Source organism: Mucilaginibacter sp. UR6-1 (genome assembly GCF_020880975.1).
GTDB lineage: Bacteria > Bacteroidota > Bacteroidia > Sphingobacteriales > Sphingobacteriaceae > Mucilaginibacter.
This window is the reverse complement of the sequence record NZ_JAJIWP010000001.1, coordinates 40,194-62,405: the sequence shown is the minus strand read 5'-3', so window position 1 is coordinate 62,405 and position 22,212 is coordinate 40,194. Positions and strand designations below refer to the sequence as shown.

Here is a 22,212-nt window from a genome sequence, read left to right as displayed (position 1 = left end):
CATAAGCCTCCACCCTACCAGCTATACGCTTCGGCGTTCATCCATTTGCCTTGTACTTTCAGCACTTTTTCGATGATGTCGCGCGCGCAGCCTTTGCCGCCGGGTACCGGCGAAACGTAATCGCACACGGCCTTTATCTCTTCAACGGCATCGGCAGGGCAAATGCGTAAACCGGCCAACTGAATCACAGTAAGGTCAGGTATATCGTCGCCAACATAAACAACGTTGGTGGCTTTTATGCGTTTTTCTTCAAGGTACAGCTTAAAGCGCTCATCCTTGTTACGGGCACCTATATAAACATCGGTAATACCCAGGCTGTTAAGGCGGTGGATAATGCTTTTTGAACGACTGCCCGATATTGCGCACACGTTATAACCCAATTTAACCGCTAATTGCAGGGCATAACCATCCTTAATGTTAAAAGCACGGGTTTGCTCTCCGTTATCGGCAACAAATACAGAGCCATTGGTCAATACACCGTCAACGTCAAAAATAAAGGTGGTAATATCTTTAAGCTTGGTTAAAAACGATTCCATGCAGGGTGCTGTTATTGGTTATCGCGCCACTCGTAAACCCAGGCCGATTGTATCTGCTCCAGGTGACCTTCGTTAGCCTCTTCGCGTGTACCGGCAAAGTTTGGTATGGTTAAAACCCATTCCAGCAGGTCGGTAAACCGGATACGGTAAATTTTAGCCTCGGTAAATTCATCGCCAAACTTTTCGTAAAGTCCCATGGCAATGTCTTCGTACTCGTTCCAGTGGATAGGCAACGCAAATTTATCTTGTGTCATGTCGGTATAAGTGGGGTACTTGTTTAGTGTCCTAAAAATTGTGATTGATCGGGCAGGGTAACTTCAATATCGCCGTCAATAATAACGCATTGGCAGCCCAGGCGTGAGTTGATGCGCGGGTTTACCGCACGGTCAATAAAATCCTCTTCCTTGTCTGATATTTCCTGGATGTTATCCATGCCTTTATTCACATAAATATGGCAGGTGCTGCACCCGCAAACGCCGCCGCAGTTATGCTGCAGTTCAATACCGTTCTCAAGACAAACATCCAGCACCGATTCGCCTTCAGCTATGGGGAGTTCAACCGTCTGGTGATCCTTCTCCTCAAAGTTTATCTTTACTTTAAAAACATTCATTTGGGCAAAAGTAACAAAATTAGCGGTGTAGTTATTCTGATTTATCCATTTTGATAATGGCCTGACTTAGCAGTTGGTAAATAGCCTGTAAGTCAGCACTATTATTCAACAACGCCAGATGCGCCCGCATGGTTTTTTCGTCGCCGCGTACGGCCGGGCCGGTTTGTACCTTTGCCGGTGAGGTGTGTTGCACCTTTTGCGCCGTTTCATCAATCAGCGGACGGATGATGTTAAAATCCAACTGGTTTTGGTTGAGCAACTGCTCGGCCACATGATATAAATAGTTTGGAAAATTGCAGGCAAATACCGCCGCCAGGTGCAATATCTTCCGCTGATCCGAGCTTACCTTATACACCTTGTTGCTGATGGTTTGGGCAAGCTGCTGTAGTTGCTTGGTGATCTCATCATCAGCCCCCTCAATACATAGCGGCACATTTAAAAAGTTGAGCTCCCGTATCTTGTTAAAGGTTTGCAGCGGGTAGAGTACGCCGCAATTAGCCGTAAATATCTCCAACGCCGAAATACTGGTAGCGCCCGAGGTATGCACTGTAAGTTTGTTATAGGGAGCTAATAGTTTGGCTACGTCCATAATAGCATCATCCTTAACGGCGATGATAAATATATCGGTTTCGGGGTTGATGCCTGCCAGTTGATCGATAGCCTCCGCCCCTACATGGTAGGCCAGCATGGCGGCATTTTGCATGGTGGGGCTGTAAACCTGCACAATACGATGGCCTGCATTTTTAAAAGCCGCGGCCATGTGTGTGGCCACATTACCCGACCCGATGATGGTGATACGCATAGCGCAAAGCTAAGGGTTTTGGTTTGGCAGGATGATATTTTAATTAGATATTTAAAGCATGAAGAACCTGCTTATCATCGTAATCCTGGCATTGCTACCTATTTGTTTCGCGGCAGGGCAAACTAAAGCTAAAAAGGCTCGAAAGAACTATAAGTATCCAACCGTAAGATATTCTTTGCCCGAAAGTAAAAAATATTACGATGATTGTCGGTTCACCAACAAATACTCAGTAGCACAAAGGCGTAAATTCTATCCATACTCAAAAGCTACAAAAATATTAGCTGTATCATATGAAATACCTGTCAATTTACCTATTGTAATAGATAGCACTGATATTGATACTAACGCAAAGTATGCGGACATACATACGGGACTATTTGTTAAAAACGGTATACTTGACCATACTACCCTTAGAGAAGAAAAAGTATTAACCCGATCTCAAATCGACTCCCTGACTTCTATATTTTATAACTACCGCACGAAAGTGAAACACGATTATGCTTTTTTAGGATATTCGTGTTTTAACCCAAGAAATGCCTTAGTATTTATTGATAAGAAAGGAAAGGTATTTGATTATTTGGAAATATGCTTTGAATGCAAGAATGGCAGATCTCAGTCTGAGAAATTTGGCACGGGCACATATTGCACTCAGAAATATGAAATATTAAGAAGGTATTTTGCTGGATTGGGATTTAAAACAGGCACTATCACTAAATAACTTTTAGCTGCTCAGCCCATTGCAATTCTCCCGGCAAATCCAAATTGCTGAACTCAATATGAATTACCCTCCGGTTGTTGTTGTTTACCGTCCGGTTTGAGGCATGCAGCAAAAGCGGTTGCATAATCATTACTCCGCCTGCGGGTACTTCGCAAATATGTTCGCGTTCGTTTTGCCAATCAATATTTTCGGGACGATAGATGCCTTTGTTGTGCGATGCTGCTACTACTTTCAGCGCGCCGTTATCAGCGTCGGTATCATCGAGATGAATGCGTACGGTGTAGATATTTTCGAGCACCTCAAGTGGTGGTTGCACTGCATATTGCCCCTGTTTAACTGTCCAGTTGGTATAGCCGTCGGTCGGGTGCTTTTCTGCCACGGCAATGGTCAAATCCTGATGATAGGCTACAAACCAGTTGGAGTTGCCGGGCTTATCAAAGTAAATACTTTTGACAATAAAATAATCACCTCCAAAAAGTTGCTTAATTATAGCTTTCAGCCTGTCGTTCATTATCAAGGGCAACGCATCAGGCACTTCATTGAAAAAGCGACGTATAGCAAACAGATCAGCCGTTTTACGAAAGTTTACGCCCGAATTATCCGCACTGGCAATACATTGTTCAATTGACTTTATCTCACCGGCTGTAAAAACCAAAGGCAGCATGGTAAAACCATCCTGCCTTAAATTATGCTTGTGCTTGTCAGCCTCAAAAAACATTATACCGTTTTAAGCTCCTTGTTTCTGCGGAAGATAGACATCAGGAAACCGATCACCATGATAATTACACCCGCCCATAAAAAGTTTATGTATGGGAACTGGATGGCCTTCAAAACAATAAATTTCTTTTTGCTTTCGGGCTGCTGGTATACGGTGATCTCGAACTTTTGCTTCTCCGGCAGTATTTTGCTAATACGCAGCTTCAGGCCTGCATCTTCCAGCTTTTTCGGAAAATCAAACGCGCTGCCGTTTTTGATCATATAAATCGGCTCGGCACTTAGTGTACGGCCATGGGTAATTACCTCCAACTGCGCGCCTACGGCCACATCCTTTTCAGTAAGCGGAATATTTTGCAGCTTAGCCTGCTTATTCACACCCTTAAATACAATCAAACCATCGCGGTAACGAATAGTATCGCCCACGCCAACCTCGTGCGCCATTGGGGCATCGTAGTTCTTGTCTTCGTCCGCTTCGTCATGCCCGGCCTTTTCATCTTCCTTTTTCTCGGCCAAAACATTGGTCATGGTTACGTGGGTGTACAGATCGTACAGCGGATAGTGTTTGGTATCCGGTGATGACGACATACCATCCTGAGATTGTATCACATTGGGGCGAAGTACAAATTTTTCGGTCAGTTTGCCGGTTGCATCCTTACGTTCGTACAATATATTAAACAAGTGCTGCGCGCCTTCAAGGGTATCGCCCAAAAAGGTAACCGAGTAGCCATTCATTTCAATAGGCTCATTTTTGTACAGCAACACGTTTTCGCGCGGGTTTTCTTCCTTGGCAAACTCAGCGCTGTATTGCTCGCCGGTATTGTTTTCAGATACTACTTTACTTGTACCGGCTGATATAACCGCACCAATCAGCATCAACCCGAAGCCAATATGCGCCACTGCCGAACCGGCCAGTTTATATTTGCCTTTAAACGCATCAATCAATATTTTGCTGTTTGCAACTACGCTGTAAATAGAGGTAAGAATTACCACTACATATATCCAATGCAGCTTATAAGCACCAGTTATATAAGCCAGTAAGGCCGTTACTGCACCGGCAAACACTAAATAAACCACCGTGGTTATAAAGAAACGGCCCGAGTCGGTCTTTTTATATTTCAGGAATTGGGTAAAGCCGGTAAGCAGCATAATCACTACCGCGAACGATGCCTGTATAATATTATACTCTTTTACCTCTGAAGGCCCCATATTGGTGCCAAACATGGCATTCCAAACAGGTTTTGAGGTAAAGATGATTAACTGGAAACAAGCCAGCGCCAAAAACACCGCGCCTACAAACATCCAGAACTCACGCGAGTAAGTATCTTCATCCTTTTTGGTGATCGGCAGTTCTTTCCAGCGTACCGCCAAAAAGTAAACCGACAGTACCAAAAATATCAGGATGCCCAGCACCAGGTGCCAAAACATACCCAAATCGGTAAATGAGTGTACGGATGATTCGCCCAGTATACCGCTGCGTGCCAGGAAGGATGAATACCAAACCAGCACAAAGCTGATCATCACTAAAAATGTAGCGGTAAAGTAGGAATGCCCTGTGTTTTTAAACACGATCATGACGTGCAAGGCAGCTACCAGGGTTAACCACGGGAATACCGAGGCATTCTCCACCGGGTCCCAGGCCCAAAAGCCACCAAAGTTAAGCGACTCATACGCCCAAAAAGCGCCCATGATAATACCCGTACCTAATATCATGGCAGAAAATAAACCATAGGATAAGGCCGGTTTAACCCAGTCCTTATAACGTTTTTGCCACAAACCGGCAATCGCGTAAGCAAATGGCACCACTACCGATGCAAAGCCCAAAAACAATGTCGGCGGGTGGATCACCATCCAGTAGTTTTGCAGCGTGGGGTTCATGCCGCGGCCATCTTTTATAAACGACAGGTAGTCAGGGTTCGAGAATATCGGCCCCTCCATAGCGTTACGTAATAATAAAAATGGCGAACTGCCGATGCGTGCCCCGAACAGATCAATACCCAGCACCATGGTACCCAGTATGGCTTGCGATAGGGCAACCACCGTCATTACAGGTTTTTCCCATGAACCGGCTTTGCGTATCAGGATATTACCTAATACCGCCTGCCAAAACATCCAAAGCAAAAAGCCGCCCTCCTGCCCGTTCCAAAAGCCTGATATAATATAATATACCGGTAACGACCGCGAGGTGTATGACCATGCGTAGTGGTATTCAAAATAGTGGTTATACAGAATTACAAACAGGCAGGCACCCATGCCAATAATAGCAAGCGAGTTTAGCCAGAAGCCAATACGCGCCATTTTATGCCATGATGTATCCTTATTTAAACTTTCTTCGCGGGTTGCAAAAAAGTAACTTATAAATGATATGAGCGCACCGCCAAATGCCAGTGCAACAAATAAACGTCCTAAATCGCCAACAAATAAATGTTCATTCTTAAAAGCAATATCCATTAAACTAAAGGGTCAAAAATATTATAGGTTAGCGGTTTTAGGTGTAGCCTCGGCCACATTCAGTTTATTATCATTGTATTTTGACGGGCACTTCATCAATATTTTTGAAGCATGAAACTCGCCGCCCTGCATTTTGCCGGTAAGCACCAACTGCTCTGAGCGCTCAAAATCCTGCGGCTTAGTGCCGGTGAAAACCACCTTGCATTCCTTGCCATCCTTATCCTTCATGTAAAACGAAAAATAATTTGCATCCTTGGTGGCATCGTAATACAACTCCTTGCCTTTATTAAGATGGCCAACCACGTGCAGTTCGGCCTGTGTTTCGGTAGCCTCAGTAAAGGTACCATATGTGCTTGAATTTGAATAAGTACTGATAACCACTGCAATTGCGATGGCTATAATGATTATTCCGAAAATTGAACTTTTTTTCATTTGCGGTTTACACTTTGTAATTCGAGGTTACAAAAATACGAAACGGGCAGCTAATAATGTTTATTGTAAGGGATATATGCTATTTAGAATCATTATCAATAAAATCAACCTACAGGTATATGTGCAAAACCCTTGCGGTAAACAGCTTTCAGCTTTCGGCCTAAAACCCTAATTTCGCCCTGATAAATAAAGAGGGATAGCATTGGATTATTTAGCGGGATTAAACAGGGAACAGCGTGCCGCGGTTGAACAGACCGAAGGCCCGGTAATGATAATTGCAGGTGCCGGATCGGGCAAAACCAGGGTAATTACCTTTAGGGTGGCGCACCTTATTAATAAAGGTGTTGACGCTTTTAACATATTGGTATTAACCTTTACCAACAAGGCCGCCAAGGAGATGCGCGAGCGTATCAATAACCTTGTAGGTGCTGATGCCAAAAATATATGGATGGGTACCTTCCACTCGGTTTTCGCTAAAATTTTACGTGTCGAGGCTGATAAAATTGGCTACCCTAATAACTTTACCATTTACGATACCGACGATAGCAAGAGCGTATTAAGAGCCATCCTGAAGGAGATGAACCTTGACGATAAGCTGTATAATGCCAACTTTGTATACAACCGTATATCGGCAGCCAAAAACAACCTGGTATCGTGGATGGATTACCAGCAGAACACGCAGATACAAGCTGATGACTTTAGCAGCGGCCGTGGCCACCTGGGCAAGGTGTATGAAAATTATGCTAAAAGATGTTTCCGCGCGGGGGCAATGGATTTTGATGACCTGCTTTTCAAAACCAACGAGTTGCTGCGCGACCACCCTGATGTGCTGAACAAATACCAGCACAAATTTAAATACCTGATGGTGGATGAGTATCAGGATACTAACTTTTCGCAATACCTTATAGTGAAAAAGCTGGCCGCCGTTACCGAGAACCTGTGTGTGGTGGGTGATGATGCGCAAAGTATCTACGCGTTTCGCGGTGCCAACATCCAAAACATCCTCAACTTTGAGAAGGATTATCCTGACCTGAAAGTATTTAAGCTGGAACAAAACTATCGCTCTACACAAAACATAGTAAACGTTGCCAATAGCATCATTGCCAACAATAAGGAGCAGCTAAAAAAGAACGTATTCTCTGAAAAAGAAACAGGGGATAAAATAAAGGTGATTCGTGCCTTTAGCGATAACGAGGAAGGCAAAATCATTGCCGAAGAAATTATGCAGCGCCGCACCACCAATGGTCTAAAATGGAATGATTTTGCCATACTTTACCGCACCAACGCGCAATCGCGCTCCATGGAGGAGGGTTTGCGCAAACTGAATATTCCTTATAAAATATATGGTGGCCTGTCCTTCTATCAGCGTAAAGAGATAAAGGACCTGATAGCTTATTTCAGGCTAACCTTTAACCCGAACGACGAGGAGGCACTGAAACGGGTGATCAATTACCCTAAACGCGGCATTGGCGATACTACGGTTGATAAGATCATTTTAGCGGCCGATCAGCACCAGATCACGCCGTGGGAAGTGATCCTGGCCCCTGCAAAATATATCGACAAAAGCCCGGCATCGCTGCCCAACTTTGCTACCATGATACAAAGCTTCCAGGTGATCGCAAAAAACCAGTTGGCTTATGATGCTGCATTGCATATAGCGCAGCATTCGGGCGTGTTGAAAGATCTGTACGAAGATAAATCTGTTGAGGGCCTTAACCGTTACGAAAACATACAGGAGCTACTCAATGGTATAAAGGAATTCCAGGAACGTGAAGATATTGAAGAGCGCGGGCTCGACGTATTTATGCAGGATGTGGCCCTGCTTACCAATGATGATAATGACAAGAACAAGAATGCGGACACGGTATCACTCATGACCATCCACTCATCAAAGGGGCTTGAATTTCCGAACGTGCATGTGGTAGGTTTGGAGGAAAACCTGTTCCCATCGCAAATGTCGCTCAACTCACGCAGCGATCTGGAAGAGGAGCGCCGCCTGTTTTACGTGGCCATAACCCGTGCCGAGCACAAACTGACCATTAGCTATGCTACTTCGCGCTTTAAATTCGGCACGCTGATAAACTGCGAGCCAAGCCGCTTTTTGGATGAAATAGATGCCAAATACCTTGAGCTTGATTTTACAGCCAAACCGGCACCATCAGCCGGATCATTTAACAATGAGCGTGCGGCCTGGGGCCGCAGCGATGCATTCTCAAAACCAAAGCCTGCGTCGGCACCGGTTAAAACCACATCGGTATTAGCTAAAGCCCACGTGCCATCACCCGGTTTTAAACCATCAGATACATCAAAACTGCAAGTTGGCATGGAGGTAGAGCACGAACGGTTTGGCTTTGGTAAAGTGATCAGTTTAGAAGGCAATAAACCCGACATTAAAGCTACAATATTCTTTAAAGAGGTCGGGCAAAAGCAGCTTTTACTAAAATTCGCAAAACTGCACGTTTTAAATTGAGAAAAAATATATCTCATATTTCCCATATTTGTAGAATATTCTCTACAATTGGGGAATAAAGTTTAAGAACATAATTGCATTTTAATTAAACTGTGCGTGTTTTTTAAAATGGCATTGTGTTTGGAACACTATAATAGTTAAATAACCCTTTCCCCTTTAAACTATTGAGATATATTAGGTATGAGCGAAAAAAAGAGAACCAACAAATCGATCGGTAAAAATATCCGAATCTTACGTCATCAACGTGGCTGGAGCCAGGAGGACGTAGCAAACCGCTTAGGCATATCTATTCCTGCTTTTTCAAAGATCGAAACCGGCGTTACTGACATTAATCTTTCGCGCCTTGAACAGATCGCTAACATTTTTGAGGTTGCCGTTGTGTACCTGCTTGCCAATGATATTGAGGAGGCCGAGCCGGAACCATCAAACCTTAGTGTGGCTCAGAAAAAGCTACTTGAACGTGAAAATGAAATAGCTACCTTACAACGTAAGGTTATATTACTTTACGAAGAATTACGTGCTAAAGCCTGATATTGTTTATAAATGTCTACAAAATGCCCTGTTTTGCAATAAAACAGGGCATTTTTATTATTAATCAAAAATTAAATAAATCACCATACGCGAAAGTTTAAACTTAAAGCTATTGTCAACAAGCTGAAGCACTGCAAAATTCCTCCAAAATGCCACTTTGGTTTGAATGTTGTTGTTTGATCATCGATCATTAAGAGTATTAAACTATGTCAAACTACCTGATATCAATAGCTAATAACGAAACGGTTGCCAATGGCGTGATACACGACCCCATAAGTAAATTAAAGGTTAGGGTACACGATGTTTTAAAATCAAAGTTTAAACCGAGCAAAGGCGAGATGCGTTTTTTTGTAACGGCCAATGATGAAGTACTGGCGTTTGAAACCAAAGGCTATAAAAAACACCGTGAGCTGCTTATACTGCAAATGATATCATGGTATTGCAGTTATCTTGGTTTATTTGAGGCGCGTATCTACCCAAACTGGCCTTAATCCTGTACATCCTTTGCCGGGTTGTGCAGCATATCGCTCATTTCGATAATTTTAGAGTCGATATCTGATACACACTTGTCCATCATCCTGATACATTCATTCTGATCAACCAGTCCTTCCTTTTCAAGGTTCATCAAACCCTTCAGGGTAGCAATAGGCCCCCGTATCTGGTGCGAAAGGTATGATGAATATTCAGACAGTTTACGGTTTTTTACCTGCAAATCCTTAGTACGCTCATCAATGATCTCTTCAAGGTGGTGGTTGATCCTGTCAAGGTTATCCTTTTGTTTTGACACCTCAGCGTTAAGATCAGTAAGCTGTGCATTGGTTTTGGCTTTTCGCTTAACATTGCCAATTAATAGCCCCACCACAGCCAACAGCAAAATAGCCACAATTAACACCCCAAAAAAGCGCTGTTTATCATAAGCCTGCCGCTGCAGCAACAGCGCTGTTTTACGTTCGGTTTCGGCCTGTTCAAACTGCTTTTGTATCAGCGTGATCTTGGTAGACTCGTTTGATTTGTGCAGGGTACTGTCCTGACGGTAAATGTCCTGCAAATAGCGTAAGGCCTTTTCATAATTCTTGCGCTTATACTCTAACTGGTAGTTAGTGTACTCGTAATCATAAATAAGCTTTTGATCTTTAATAATGTTTGAATAAGTTTTGCCTTCCTCAACTATATTAACAGCCTCGGCAAACTTATCTTTAGCTATATATAATGATGCCAGGGTAAGGTTTATACTGGCAACCGTTTGGTTCAGATCATGCCGTTTGGCAGCCTGATTAGCCTGTAGTAAAAGCTTTTCTGATTTATTATAATCATTAAGATAGAAATATATAACGCCTTTATTTTGAATACACTTGATGATATTTACTGAATCCTTTAACTCTGAAAAGAGCACACTGCTGCGGTTATAATAATCAAGCGCCTGGTTAAAGCTTTTTTGGCGGTATTTAATGTTGCCTATATTGAGGTACAAGGATGCTATCAGCTCTCTATCCTGCAATTTGAGCGCGATAACTAATGATTTATTGAGATAGTTTAATGATTGGTCATAATCGTTATCCCTAAATAAGTTACCTATGTTGTTGTAAACCTTAGCCTCGCTTTGCAGATCATTTATTTTTCTGAAAAACTCAAGCGCCTTTAAGTAATTATCAATGGATTTCTCTGCTTCGTTAAGATAATAGTACCCGATGCCAAGCACACGGTATGATTCACCTATCCCACGTACATAATTAAGTTTTTTTGACAGATCAAGCGCCCGGTTGGCATTGGCCAGTGTTTGCTCCGGATCAGTAAGGCGGCTATCATACCCTTGTTTATTGAACTTGATAACCTCATTGGTATCCTGCAGCATAACATTTGAAGCAGGGTATGCGTAAACGTTAAAGCCAAGAATAAACAGGAGTAGCAGAAAAAGGTATTTATTCATTAAACTTTGTAATGCGGGCATTGTTGCCGCAAGTTATAAAAATAGCAATAAAAGCCATGTTGAAAACTTTTTTTTAAAATTCTTTAGCATTGCCGAAACATAGGTATATTTGCTACTGTTAAATAATTGACTAACAACACATTATATGATAAAATAATATTCAGGAAAATAAGTAGCCATACCAGCGGATTGTTAAATTGAAACAGGACCGCGAGGAAAGCAAGTTGTTCATTTATTCTGAACAGGAAAAATGGAATAATATACTCTTGAATATTGTATTAACTATAGATTAAATAATAAATTATATGAAAATTTTAGTATTTTTTGTCGCAATTTTATTAGTTATTGGTTCATTTTCTTTAAATGCCAATTCTAACATTACACCTGCTGATAACCGCATTGAAGCGCCGAGCATTAAAATAACCGGCTTTAAAAAAGACATCAGCGTTGCCGACTAATATTTATTTATACCACTTTCAATAATTAACGGAAATGAAAAAGATCATAATAATAATTGCCGTAGCAGTAACCGGTTCAGGCATCCTAACCTCATGTAAAAAGGAAGGTAAATTGCGGATCGAAGCACCGGTAAAAACCCTATCAGGCTTTAAAAAAGATATCAGCGTAGCCGATTAATTATCTGAATTACAATAAAATACAAATATTATTACCTACAACATGAAAAAGATTTTCTTAGCAGCACTGGTAGTTATTACGGGCACACTGGCATCATGCAAAAAAGAGCACGAAGCCAAGCCGCAAGCGCCGCTGCATGTGTTGATGGGCTTTAAGAACGACATAAGTACTGCCGACTAAAATAATATAATTATATATAAAAAATATTAAACACACAGACCCCAAACATTAAAGTATTAAAACCATGAAAAAAATATTTTTAACAACAGCCCTGGCCCTTGCCACAATTTTTAGCTCAGTATCAGCAAACCAAATAAAAGCAGGCGATAAAAAAGACGTGTCTTCTGCCGATTACAAAGCCGGTGATAAGAAAGACGTAAGCTCAGCAGACGCTAAAGCCGGTGACAAAAAAGATGTTTCTTCTGCCGACTAATTATCAATCAACAACACACGTAATCAACATAAAATTAAATACCCCACAACAACACGATCATGAAAAAGTCAATCATAGCAACCGCATTAGTTCTTTCAACCATATTCTCTTCAGTAGCAGCTACCGCAAACAAAGCTGGCGATAAAAAAGATGTTTCTTCTGCCGATTACAAAGCCGGTGACAAGAAAGATGTAAGCTCAGCAGACGCTAAAGCCGGTGATAAAAAAGATGTTTCTTCTGCCGACTAATTACACAATCAACAAAGCATATAATCAACACATTAACAATACTATATACCCCGATAAAACATAAAAAATCATGAAAAAGTCAATCATAGCAGCAGCATTAGTTCTTTCAACCGTATACACTTCAGTAGCAGCTACCGCAAACAAAGCAGGCGATAAAAAAGACGTGTCTTCTGCAGATTACAAAGCCGGCGATAAGAAAGACGTAAGCTCAGCAGACGCTAAAGCCGGTGATAAAAAAGATGTTTCTTCTGCCGACTAATTACACAATCAACAAAGCATATAATCAACACATTAACAATATTATACCACGATAAAATATAAAATCATGAAAAAATCAATCATAGCAGCAGCATTAGTTCTTTCAACCATATTCTCTTCAGTAGCAGCTACCGCAAACAAAGCAGGTGATAAAAAAGATGTTTCTTCTGCCGATTACAAAGCCGGTGATAAGAAAGACGTAAGCTCAGCAGACGCTAAAGCGGGCGATAAAAAAGATGTTTCATCTGCCGACTAATTACACTAAACACAGCATATAATCAACACATTAACAATATTATACCCCGATAAAATATAAAAATCCATGAAAAAATCAATCATAGCAGCAGCATTAGTTCTTTCAACCATATTCTCTTCAGTAGCAGCTACCGCAAACAAAGCAGGTGATAAAAAAGATGTGTCTTCTGCAGATTACAAAGCCGGTGACAAGAAAGACGTAAGCTCAGCAGACGCTAAAGCTGGCGACAAAAAAGATGTTTCTTCTGCCGACTAATCAATTAACATTTATATAACGCACATATGAAAAAATACATCATTGCCGCAGCCATTGTTCTTACCTCAGGCATTACTGCATGGTCATTCAATAAAAAAACTGAAGTTGCACCCGAGCAGGTTATCAAAATCGAAAAATTAAACTCAACCAATAAAGCTCCGGGCAGTAATATGCACGATGTTTCAACTGCCGACTGATACGGTACTTTTTATAAAACAGGTACCATATAATATATAAATACAATTGGCGCGATGCCATTAATCCTTATTGAAAAACCACATGGTTTAAAAGCAACTTACGCTATATTTGCTGCAAATACATTTATTTATGTCAGTCATAAAAAATTATGTTGCGCAGCATGAGCAGCGAATGCTTGATGAACTGTTTGATTTACTGCGCTACCCGTCTGTAAGCGCAGACCCAAAATATAAAGCCGATGTTTTAAAAACAGCCGAGTTTGTTGCAACAAAGCTGATTGAAGCCGGTGCCGAAAATGTAGAAGTATGCCAAACTGCAGGCTACCCTATTGTTTACGGCGAAAAAATTATTGATGCCACAAAACCAACGGTTTTGGTTTACGGGCATTACGATGTTCAACCACCCGACCCGCTCGAACTGTGGGAAACCCCTCCTTTTGAACCTACAATACGCGACGGTAAAATATTTGCCCGCGGCGCCTGCGATGACAAAGGGCAGTTTTACATGCATGTAAAGGCCTTTGAGCTGATGATGCAGACCGATAGCCTGCCATGCAATATCAAATTTATGATAGAGGGTGAGGAGGAAGTAGGATCTGACAACCTGGGCGACTTTGTTAAGCAAAATAAGAATAAGCTAAAGGCCGATGTAGTGCTTATATCGGACACGGCCATGATCAGCATGGAACATCCATCGCTTGAAACCGGTTTGCGTGGCCTCTCCTACCTCGAAGTTGAAGTTACCGGCCCCAACCGCGATCTGCATTCAGGCGTTTACGGTGGCGCTGTGGCCAACCCAGCAACTATTCTGGCTAAAATGATAGCCTCCCTGCATGACGATAACAACCGCATAGCCATACCCGGATTTTATGATGACGTAATAAACCTGAGCGATGCCGAGCGCGATGCCCTTAACAGTGCACCTTATGATGATGCTGAATATAAAGCGGATTTAGGCTTAAACGAGCTTTGGGGCGAAAACGGCTACTCAACCTTTGAGCGCACCGGAACCCGCCCTACCCTTGAGGTGAACGGCTTTTGGGGTGGTTATATTGGCGAGGGTGCCAAAACCGTACTGCCATCAAAAGCAAGTGCCAAAATATCAATGCGGTTGGTGCCCAACCAAGGTTCGGCAAAGATCACTAAACTGTTTACCGATCACTTTTTGAGCATTTCCCCACCATCAGTTAAGGTAAAAGTAACCCCGCATCATGGCGGCGAACCGGTGGTAACCCCTACTGATAGCGTGGCCTACAAAGCGGCGCAGCAAGCCATTGCCGAATCATTCGGGAAAGAGCCTATACCAACCCGCGGCGGGGGCAGCATACCTATTGTGGCTTTATTTGAAGCTGAACTGGGTATAAAAACCGTACTGATGGGTTTTGGCCTTGATAGCGATAACCTGCACTCACCAAACGAAAAGTATGATATTGCCAATTACTTTAAAGGCATTGAAACCATACCGCTGTTTTACAAATATTTTGATGAATTAAGTAAATAATAAAAATATACACATAAAAAAGGCTCCTTTCGGAGCCTTTTTTATTCTACCGTAAACCGTTCGCAATTCAATAAAAATCTTTCATCGGCATCAGCGCCTATTCCGGGCGTATCATCAATCTGCAAAAAGTAGCCTTTATACTTTACCCCGCCAACACATGGGTCGGCAAGGTGACCGAGCATACAGGTGTCCATATCGTAAAACCGGATATTCGGGCTTGCGTAGGCAAAGTGCAGCTTGGCGCTCAGGCCAATGCGGCTTTCGAGCATACCGCCCATCATGCAGGGAATATTTCGTTCGGCAGCGGTATCGTGTATCTTTCTGGCTTCCAGCATACCGCCGGATTTGGAGAATTTAATATTGATATAATGGCACGATACGCTTTCTATCTGCCTGCGGGCATCGTGGTGGTTGTATACGCTTTCGTCGGCCATTATTTTTACCGGTGATAGGGCCATTAGTTCGGGCAGGCGATCATCATACCAGGTACGCATGGGCTGTTCGCAAAACTCAACATCATACGGCGCAATACCCGATAAGGCAAACATGGCATCATCAAAGCTCCAGCCCTGGTTAGCATCAACACGGATACGCATTGTATCTCCTACCGACTGACGGATCTGTTTAATTCGCTCTACATCACTAACAGCATCCTTACCCAGCTTTACCTTTAATATAGTAGCGCCGGTAGCCTTAAAATGCGCGGCTTTTTCGGCCATAGCTTCGGGTGTGTTTATGCCGATGGTAATGTCGGTTTCAATATCCCGTACCAATCCACCTAAAAATCTGTATAACGGTAAGCAGGCCTGTTTTGCAGCAATATCAAACAAAGCCATGTCAAAGGCACTTTTAATGGTGGTGTTGCCCGCGGTAAAGCTGTGCAATTGCTGCATACGGGCTTCAATTTCGAGCGCATTATTACCGAGCCACAATCGTGCAAACTCGCGCGCCATAACCAGGCAGGTATCCTGTGTTTCGCCCACAATCATCGGGAAGGCTGAGCACTCACCCACACCATAAAATCCGGCATCGGTATGCACACGTACAAAAACGTTCTGAGCGTGGTTCATTGTACCTGTTGCAATGCTGAAGGGCTCCATAGGTATGCTGAAGCGGTAGATGTCTATCTTACTGATCAATAGATGGTCTTTCAAAATAGTAATGTTTGTATGCTAAAATAAAGCAATAAAATTTAAGCCTCAACAAACTTATTTGCACATTAACACAATTGCAGTATATTTGCGTTACTACAAGAGAATTTTTTGATAAACTTGTCAATTTATAGTCCGGCTGATGCTGTTTAGCGCTGCGGACAACTTAACATTCATTTTATTATAATACATGGCTTTTACTACACTGCCTACCGGGTTTGATTATAACTCAACAAGGAATAAACTTATTTTGACCGAATATGGCCGCAATGTGCAAAACATGGTCAAATACATATGCAACTTAACAAGCAAAGAAGAACGTAACCGCTACGCACAAGTGGTTATTGACCTGATGGGCTTTTTAAACCCGCACCTGCGCGATGTTGCCGACTTTAAACACAAACTTTGGGATCACCTGCACATTATATCTGATTATAAGATAGATGTTGACTCACCTTACCCAAAACCAACACCGGAATCGGTACACATAAAACCACAGCCGCTTAACTACCCAAATCAGCGTATACGAGCCAAGCACTATGGCAAAACCATTGAGCTGATGATAGAGCGCGCTAAAGCAATCGAGGAGCCTGAGCGTAAACGCCACATGGTACAATCAATAGCCAACTTTATGAAGATGGCCTATGTGCAGTGGAACAAGGATTCGGTATCTGACGAGATCATCCTTAACGACCTGGCCAGCATGTCTCGCGGGGAACTAAAGCTTGACGACAACATTAACCTGAACAAGGTTGAATACCGCACCAACCCGGTTAATAACCAAAATGCGCGCGGCAAAAGCAATAACCAAAACAACCGTGGCCGCAGTAACAATAACGGCGGCGGTAGCGGCCCGCGCAATAACAACCAAAACAACCGCGGCCGTAATAATGGCGGCGCGCGTAAATATTAAGCGCTAAAATTTCAGTCTTTTATTATTTTTGAACCGAGAAAACATTTTAAGGATGGGCAAGGTATTAACCTTGCCATATCTGTTTAATACCAACACTAATTTATGAAGAACGCATTTGAAATAATTGGCGGCAAAAAACTTAAAGGCGAAATAGTACCACAGGGTGCTAAAAACGAATCGCTCCAAATACTTTCGGCCGTACTTTTAACTGAGGAAAAGATAACCATAAGTAATATACCCGATATTGTTGATGTTAACAAACTGATAGAATTGCTTGGCGATATGGGTGTTACCATTGAGCGCCTTTCTGACGATACTTATACCTTTGAGGCTAAGAACATTGACCAGGATTTCTTTCAATCAGACGCGTTTAAAGCCAAAGGTGGCGGCCTGCGTGGTTCAATAATGATTGTGGGGCCCTTGCTGGCCCGCTTTGGCAAGGCCTCTATTCCAAAACCGGGTGGCGATAAAATTGGCCGCCGCCGTTTGGATACCCACTTTCTGGGTTTTGAAAAATTGGGCGCGCGCTTTAATTACGATACCACTGAAGAGTTTTATAACGTTGACGCATCAAACCTTAAAGGCACCTACATACTGCTTGATGAAGCCTCGGTAACCGGTACAGCCAACATTGTAATGGCTGCCGTATTAGCTAAAGGCACCACCACCATTTACAATGCCGCCTGCGAGCCTTACCTGCAGCAGCTTTGTAAAATGCTTAACCGCATGGGAGCTAAGATCAGCGGCATTGGTTCAAATCTGCTTACTATTGAGGGTGTTGAACGCCTGGGCGGTACCGAGCACCGCATGCTGCCTGACATGATCGAGATCGGCTCGTTCATCGGCCTGGCTGCCATGACGGGTTCTGAGATCACTATTAAAGATGTGCAGTATAAAGAGCTGGGTATTATACCCGAAGTATTTAAACGCCTGGGTATTAAACTGGAGCTTCGCGGCGATGATATATTTATCCCTGAGCAGGATCATTACGAAATTGATACCTTTATTGATGGCTCGATATTAACCGTGTCTGACGCGCCATGGCCGGGCTTTACACCCGACCTGCTGAGCATTGTACTGGTAGTTGCCACACAAGCAAAGGGCTCGGTACTTATCCACCAAAAAATGTTCGAGAGCCGTTTGTTCTTTGTGGATAAACTGCTGGATATGGGTGCTAACATTATCCTTTGTGATCCGCACCGCGCCACCGTTATTGGTTTGGATAAACGCATACAACTGCGCGGTATCTCCATGACCTCGCCGGACATACGTGCCGGGGTGTCGTTACTGATCGCCGCACTATCGGCAAAAGGTAAATCAACCATTTATAATATTGAACAAATTGAGCGTGGCTATCAGCATATTGATAAACGCCTGATAGCTTTAGGCGCTGATATAAAACGCATATAACTGTAACTGCTTTTAGTTAATTAAAAGGGGCTGAGCTGTTGATTTGAGGGATGATATAATAATTAACCCGACCATCAATAAGCTCAGCCCTTTATTTTTTGGTAAATAGTAAACTTAAATATTAACTTTATCAAACCAGTTTTTTAACCACGCATGATCTACAGGAATAAGCGGGCTGAATATCATAGGTTTGTGATGATATTTGTGCTTGTTAAGGTTGTACTTAATCTTATTGCCATCTCTAACTTCGGCTTTCACCGTGATGAATTGCTGCACCTTGCTTTGGCCGATCACCTTGATTGGGGATTTAAGGAGGTACCGCCATTTATTGCCGTATTGGCTAAAATATCGTTAACCGTTTTTGGCGATTCCGTTTTCGCTTCGCGCCTGTTCACCACTATCGCCAGCGGCATCATCATCTGGCTTACAGGCATGATCACCATTGAACTTGGGGGCCGTAAATTTGCTATTGCCATTGCCTGCCTCTCCATAATATTTGCCCCGGCTTTCGCTGCAAGCGGCTATTTATTTCAGCCTGTAGTGTTCGATCAGCTTTGGTGGGTTTTGGCTGCCTGGTGCATGGTAAGGTATGTAAACACCTCCTCGGTAATATTTTTATATGGCTTTGGTTTAACTACCGGTGTTGGTATGCTTACTAAATATACCATGGCCTTTTTCGCTATCGCGCTTGTTATTGGTGTTCTAATAAGCAAGCAACGCCGGGTGCTGTTTACCAAACATACCATTGGCGCGGGCCTGGTAGCCATTTTACTATTTTCACCTAACCTGATATGGCAATGGCAGCATAACTTTCCGGTGCTGCACCACATGGCCGAACTGCGCGAAACGCAGCTTGAACATATAAAAGCCGGTGATTTTATCGCGCAGCAATTAATGGTTAACGGTGTTGCACTGTTTGTGTGGCTGGTTGGGTTTGTTTTTTTGTTAGCATCGTTCCGGCTGCGTAAGTACCAGTTTCTGGCCTTTGCCTACGTTATCATCTTTATTTTTTTACTCCAGATGAATGGTAAAAACTATTACCTGTTTGGCGCTTACCCTATGCTGTTCGCGGCGGGTGGCTGCGGGTTCGACAGGTTGTTTAAAACAGCCGGTAAGCCTTTACGTGCCGCTGCCATAGTAATAGTTACCGCGCCTAACCTGCTGCTTTTACCCATGGTATTGCCATTGCTCCCCTTGCCGCAAACAGTTACAGCTATAAAATACACCCAAAATATAATGCCCGCTCTTAATTTTGTAACCCGATGGGAAGATCAGCGGCAACATGCCACCACGCAGGATTACGCGGATATGCTGGGTTGGGATGAAATGGCCACCCTTACAGCCAAAGCATACCATGGCCTTAACGCGCAGGCCCGGGCACAAACCCGCATATTTGCCGAAAACTATGGCCAGGCGGGCGCTATCAGCGTATTTGGAAAACGGCTTAATTTACCGCAGGTGGTATGCCTTAACAGCAGCTTTTCACTTTGGGCGCCCGACAGCCTGGTACCCAAATACCTTATTTATATTGCCGAGGATGAAGAAGGTGTAAAAGAATTGCAGCCCTTTATTGAACGCTATGTTAAAATAGGCACTATCAATAATCCGCTTGCCCGCGAAAAAGGCTCAGGTGTTTATATACTATATAACCCATTGCCATCGTTAAACCTTCGCTATCAAAAAGAACTGGCCGAACTCAGAAAACAATGAACCTACGGGCACTGCAAACCATCATCTTCCTCGTTATATCAAACACCTTTATGACGTTTGCCTGGTACGGGCATTTAAAGTTCAAGGATTATAGCTGGGGCAAAAACCTCGGCCTTGTAGCCATAATCCTTATCAGTTGGGGACTGGCGTTTTTTGAATACGTTTTCCAGGTGCCTGCCAACCGCCTTGGCTATAAAGACGATGGCGGCCCGTTCAGCCTGGTACAGTTAAAGGTGATACAGGAAGCCATTACGCTTACCATCTTCATGATATTCACCACCATCTTCTTTAAAACCGAAAAACTGGCCTGGAACCATTTGGCAGGCTTTCTGCTTATCGTGCTGGCTGTTTACGTGATATTTAAGAAATGGTGATTTAAGATTTAAGCTGAAAGCAAAAAGACCAAAGCAAAAGGCTTACATAGTCACTCCCTCTTTGCGCAGCAGAGAGGGATGTTAAGCGCAGCGATGACAGGGTGAGTAAGACGGTGAGCGGTAATTAATGAGCAGCGAATTCCCTCATTTCAAACACTATTCCGCAATCTAACTTTCGAAATCCGCACCCCCCTTACGCCGATATCGCGTTTATAATATCATACTGCGTAATGATCTCGGCATTGCCACGTTCGTCGGTTACTAAAACGGCAATATTATCCTTATTGATCATTGACGATATGCGGTCTATCGAAGTATTCAGATCAACATAAGGGAACGGAGCAGTAGTAATATTTTTTACCGGTTGCGATTTTAGTCCGGGGCTTTCAAGCAGCGCGTCCAGTATGTCGCTTTCAGTTACCTTGCCAATAATGTTACCGTGCTGGGTAACGGGTATTTGCGATATGTTGAGCGCTTTGATGGTATTAATAGCCTCGATAATGGTCTTTTCGTGGTCGATAGTAATGATCTCGGCACTCTCCTTTTTACTGATAATATCGCGTGCGGTCAGCTTGTCATCCTTCAGGAAACCACGATCGCGCAGCCAGTCATCATTATACATTTTACCCATATAGCGTGAGCCATGATCCGGGAAGACCACTACAACCACATCTCCCTCTTTAAACCTATCCTTCATTTGCAGCACACCGGCTACGGCCGAGCCTGTTGAGTTACCGGCGAAGATGCCTTCCTTGCGGGCTATCTCGCGTGTCATCAAAGCAGCATCCTTATCGGTTACTTTCTCAAAGTGATCGATCAGGCTAAAGTCCACATTTTGCGGTAAAAAATCTTCGCCGATGCCTTCGGTTATATAAGGGTATATCTCGTTCTTATCAAAAATGCCTGTTTCCTTGTATTTTTTAAATACCGAGCCATAAGTATCAATACCTAACACTTGTATTGCAGGGTTTTTCTCTTTAAGATAACGCGCTGTGCCCGATATGGTGCCACCTGTGCCTACGCCTATCACCAGGTGGGTTATTTTACCTTCTGTTTGCGCCCATATCTCGGGGCCGGTTTGCTCGTAATGCGCCTGCGAGTTTGACAGGTTATCATACTGGTTGGGCTTCCATGAATTTGGCACCTCACGCTCCAGACGGGATGATACCGAATAATATGAACGCGGGTCTTCCGGGTCAACATTAGTAGGGCAAACTATCACCTCGGCCCCAAAGGCACGCAGGGCATCAAATTTCTCTTTTGATTGCTTATCGGTACTCGTAAAAATACATTTGTAGCCCTTTATAACGGCCGCAATGGCCAGGCCCATACCCGTATTGCCCGATGTGCCTTCAATAATTGTCCCTCCAGGTTTAAGCTTGCCGCTGGCTTCGGCATCCTCTATCATTTTAAGCGCCATCCTGTCTTTAATTGAATTACCGGGGTTAGTGGTTTCAATTTTAGCCAGAACGGTTGCCGGTATGTCTTTCACAATTTTGTTAAGTTTTACCAGCGGCGTGTTGCCAATAGTTTCGAGGATGTTGTTATACCACATAAAAGGCGCTTTCTTTTTAGTATAGCAAAGCTATAGATTTTATCAGATTTTACTAAAACTAATTCCGGCATAATGCGGAATACTTATTTATCAAACCCTACATAATATAATTAGTTTCAAACTA

At 43.1% G+C, this 22,212-nt stretch carries 28 protein-coding genes; 18 read left to right on the top strand and 10 right to left on the bottom strand.

What is annotated here, in order from left to right:
- Positions 1–14: 14 nt before the first annotated feature.
- Genes LJ707_RS00290 through LJ707_RS00275 form a run of 4 tightly spaced genes read right to left on the bottom strand, consistent with a single transcriptional unit; the run spans position 15 to position 1,948 of the window.
- The gene (locus tag LJ707_RS00290; protein WP_228948721.1) at positions 15–536 is read right to left on the bottom strand and encodes an HAD family hydrolase; all 522 of its coding nucleotides are present in this window, start codon (positions 534–536) and stop codon (positions 15–17) included.
- Positions 537–547: 11 nt separating this feature from the next.
- Positions 548–790: a Fe-S cluster assembly protein IscX gene (gene iscX / locus LJ707_RS00285; RefSeq protein ID WP_228948720.1), complete on the bottom strand. Its 243-nt coding sequence runs from the start codon at positions 788–790 to the stop codon at positions 548–550.
- 23 nt (positions 791–813) lie between these two features.
- Positions 814–1,146 (bottom strand): 2Fe-2S iron-sulfur cluster-binding protein, encoded by a 333-nt coding sequence (locus LJ707_RS00280; RefSeq protein WP_228948719.1) that lies wholly within the window; start codon positions 1,144–1,146, stop codon positions 814–816.
- 31 nt (positions 1,147–1,177) lie between these two features.
- A complete protein-coding gene (locus LJ707_RS00275; protein ID WP_228948718.1) occupies positions 1,178–1,948 on the bottom strand; it encodes a Rossmann-like and DUF2520 domain-containing protein in 771 nt (256 codons plus the stop codon).
- 58 nt (positions 1,949–2,006) lie between these two features.
- On the opposite strand from LJ707_RS00275, the gene LJ707_RS00270 reads away from it, so the two are divergent.
- A complete protein-coding gene (locus LJ707_RS00270; protein ID WP_228948717.1) occupies positions 2,007–2,666 on the top strand; it encodes a hypothetical protein in 660 nt (219 codons plus the stop codon).
- On the opposite strand, the gene LJ707_RS00265 is transcribed toward LJ707_RS00270, so the two are convergent.
- Genes LJ707_RS00265 through LJ707_RS00255 form a run of 3 tightly spaced genes read right to left on the bottom strand, consistent with a single transcriptional unit; the run spans position 2,659 to position 6,263 of the window.
- Positions 2,659–3,384 carry a phytanoyl-CoA dioxygenase family protein gene (locus tag LJ707_RS00265; RefSeq protein ID WP_228948716.1) on the bottom strand — a complete coding sequence of 242 codons (726 nt, stop codon included), beginning with the start codon at positions 3,382–3,384 and terminating at the stop codon, positions 2,659–2,661. The two genes, LJ707_RS00270 and LJ707_RS00265, sit on opposite strands and share 8 nt — an antisense overlap.
- Entirely contained in the window at positions 3,384–5,831 is a 2,448-nt protein-coding gene (gene ccsA / locus LJ707_RS00260; RefSeq protein WP_228948715.1) for a cytochrome c biogenesis protein CcsA, read from the bottom strand. The genes LJ707_RS00265 and ccsA overlap by 1 nt, the downstream gene beginning before the upstream one ends.
- A gap of 21 nt (positions 5,832–5,852) precedes the next feature.
- Positions 5,853–6,263 (bottom strand): cytochrome c maturation protein CcmE, encoded by a 411-nt coding sequence (locus tag LJ707_RS00255; RefSeq protein WP_228948714.1) that lies wholly within the window; start codon positions 6,261–6,263, stop codon positions 5,853–5,855.
- A gap of 202 nt (positions 6,264–6,465) precedes the next feature.
- Between LJ707_RS00255 and LJ707_RS00250 the strand changes: the two genes are divergently transcribed.
- From LJ707_RS00250 to LJ707_RS00240, 3 genes are all read left to right on the top strand, one after another.
- Positions 6,466–8,733, top strand: coding sequence for an ATP-dependent helicase (locus tag LJ707_RS00250; protein WP_228948713.1), 2,268 nt, complete (start codon positions 6,466–6,468; stop codon positions 8,731–8,733).
- A 180-nt stretch (positions 8,734–8,913) separates the two neighbouring features.
- Positions 8,914–9,264, top strand: a complete 351-nt coding sequence (locus LJ707_RS00245; RefSeq protein ID WP_228948712.1) for a helix-turn-helix domain-containing protein — start codon at positions 8,914–8,916, stop codon at positions 9,262–9,264.
- A gap of 206 nt (positions 9,265–9,470) precedes the next feature.
- A complete protein-coding gene (locus LJ707_RS00240) occupies positions 9,471–9,755 on the top strand; it encodes a hypothetical protein (protein ID WP_228948711.1) in 285 nt (94 codons plus the stop codon).
- Here LJ707_RS00240 and LJ707_RS00235 read toward each other — a convergent pair.
- Entirely contained in the window at positions 9,752–11,191 is a 1,440-nt protein-coding gene (locus LJ707_RS00235) for a tetratricopeptide repeat protein (RefSeq protein ID WP_228948710.1), read from the bottom strand. The two genes, LJ707_RS00240 and LJ707_RS00235, sit on opposite strands and share 4 nt — an antisense overlap.
- Positions 11,192–11,496: 305 nt before the next feature.
- Here LJ707_RS00235 and LJ707_RS00230 point away from each other — a divergent pair, with 305 nt between their 5' ends.
- From LJ707_RS00230 to LJ707_RS00185, 10 genes are all read left to right on the top strand, one after another.
- The gene (locus LJ707_RS00230) at positions 11,497–11,649 is read left to right on the top strand and encodes a hypothetical protein (RefSeq protein WP_228948709.1); all 153 of its coding nucleotides are present in this window, start codon (positions 11,497–11,499) and stop codon (positions 11,647–11,649) included.
- Positions 11,650–11,683: 34 nt separating this feature from the next.
- Positions 11,684–11,827 carry a hypothetical protein gene (locus tag LJ707_RS00225; RefSeq protein WP_228948708.1) on the top strand — a complete coding sequence of 48 codons (144 nt, stop codon included), beginning with the start codon at positions 11,684–11,686 and terminating at the stop codon, positions 11,825–11,827.
- Between the two features lie 42 nt (positions 11,828–11,869).
- The gene (locus tag LJ707_RS00220) at positions 11,870–12,007 is read left to right on the top strand and encodes a hypothetical protein (protein WP_228948707.1); all 138 of its coding nucleotides are present in this window, start codon (positions 11,870–11,872) and stop codon (positions 12,005–12,007) included.
- 64 nt (positions 12,008–12,071) lie between these two features.
- Positions 12,072–12,260, top strand: coding sequence for a hypothetical protein (locus LJ707_RS00215; RefSeq protein WP_228948706.1), 189 nt, complete (start codon positions 12,072–12,074; stop codon positions 12,258–12,260).
- 59 nt (positions 12,261–12,319) lie between these two features.
- Entirely contained in the window at positions 12,320–12,508 is a 189-nt protein-coding gene (locus tag LJ707_RS00210) for a hypothetical protein (protein WP_228948705.1), read from the top strand.
- Positions 12,509–12,578: 70 nt separating this feature from the next.
- Positions 12,579–12,767: a hypothetical protein gene (locus tag LJ707_RS00205; protein ID WP_228948704.1), complete on the top strand. Its 189-nt coding sequence runs from the start codon at positions 12,579–12,581 to the stop codon at positions 12,765–12,767.
- Positions 12,768–12,833: 66 nt separating this feature from the next.
- Positions 12,834–13,022, top strand: coding sequence for a hypothetical protein (locus LJ707_RS00200; RefSeq protein ID WP_228948703.1), 189 nt, complete (start codon positions 12,834–12,836; stop codon positions 13,020–13,022).
- 66 nt (positions 13,023–13,088) lie between these two features.
- Entirely contained in the window at positions 13,089–13,277 is a 189-nt protein-coding gene (locus tag LJ707_RS00195) for a hypothetical protein (RefSeq protein WP_228948703.1), read from the top strand.
- 26 nt (positions 13,278–13,303) lie between these two features.
- Entirely contained in the window at positions 13,304–13,474 is a 171-nt protein-coding gene (locus tag LJ707_RS00190; RefSeq protein WP_228948702.1) for a hypothetical protein, read from the top strand.
- A 130-nt stretch (positions 13,475–13,604) separates the two neighbouring features.
- On the top strand, positions 13,605–14,975 hold the full coding sequence (locus LJ707_RS00185) for a dipeptidase (RefSeq protein WP_228948701.1): 1,371 nt from the start codon (positions 13,605–13,607) through the stop codon (positions 14,973–14,975).
- 41 nt (positions 14,976–15,016) lie between these two features.
- Here LJ707_RS00185 and LJ707_RS00180 read toward each other — a convergent pair whose 3' ends face one another.
- Complete coding sequence (locus LJ707_RS00180) at positions 15,017–16,075, bottom strand: mandelate racemase/muconate lactonizing enzyme family protein (protein WP_228949748.1); 1,059 nt, start codon at positions 16,073–16,075, stop codon at positions 15,017–15,019.
- 241 nt (positions 16,076–16,316) lie between these two features.
- On the opposite strand from LJ707_RS00180, the gene LJ707_RS00175 reads away from it, so the two are divergent.
- From LJ707_RS00175 to LJ707_RS00160, 4 genes are all read left to right on the top strand, one after another.
- On the top strand, positions 16,317–17,039 hold the full coding sequence (locus LJ707_RS00175) for a DUF4290 domain-containing protein (RefSeq protein ID WP_228948700.1): 723 nt from the start codon (positions 16,317–16,319) through the stop codon (positions 17,037–17,039).
- Between the two features lie 102 nt (positions 17,040–17,141).
- Positions 17,142–18,449, top strand: coding sequence for a UDP-N-acetylglucosamine 1-carboxyvinyltransferase (murA, locus tag LJ707_RS00170; protein ID WP_228948699.1), 1,308 nt, complete (start codon positions 17,142–17,144; stop codon positions 18,447–18,449).
- Between the two features lie 153 nt (positions 18,450–18,602).
- The gene (locus LJ707_RS00165; protein WP_228948698.1) at positions 18,603–20,159 is read left to right on the top strand and encodes a glycosyltransferase family 39 protein; all 1,557 of its coding nucleotides are present in this window, start codon (positions 18,603–18,605) and stop codon (positions 20,157–20,159) included.
- Positions 20,156–20,533 carry a DMT family protein gene (locus LJ707_RS00160; RefSeq protein WP_228948697.1) on the top strand — a complete coding sequence of 126 codons (378 nt, stop codon included), beginning with the start codon at positions 20,156–20,158 and terminating at the stop codon, positions 20,531–20,533. The genes LJ707_RS00165 and LJ707_RS00160 overlap by 4 nt, the downstream gene beginning before the upstream one ends.
- Positions 20,534–20,726: 193 nt before the next feature.
- Here the strand turns inward: LJ707_RS00160 and LJ707_RS00155 are convergent, their stop codons facing one another.
- The gene (locus LJ707_RS00155; RefSeq protein WP_228948696.1) at positions 20,727–22,088 is read right to left on the bottom strand and encodes a pyridoxal-phosphate dependent enzyme; all 1,362 of its coding nucleotides are present in this window, start codon (positions 22,086–22,088) and stop codon (positions 20,727–20,729) included.
- Positions 22,089–22,212 lie beyond the last annotated feature (124 nt).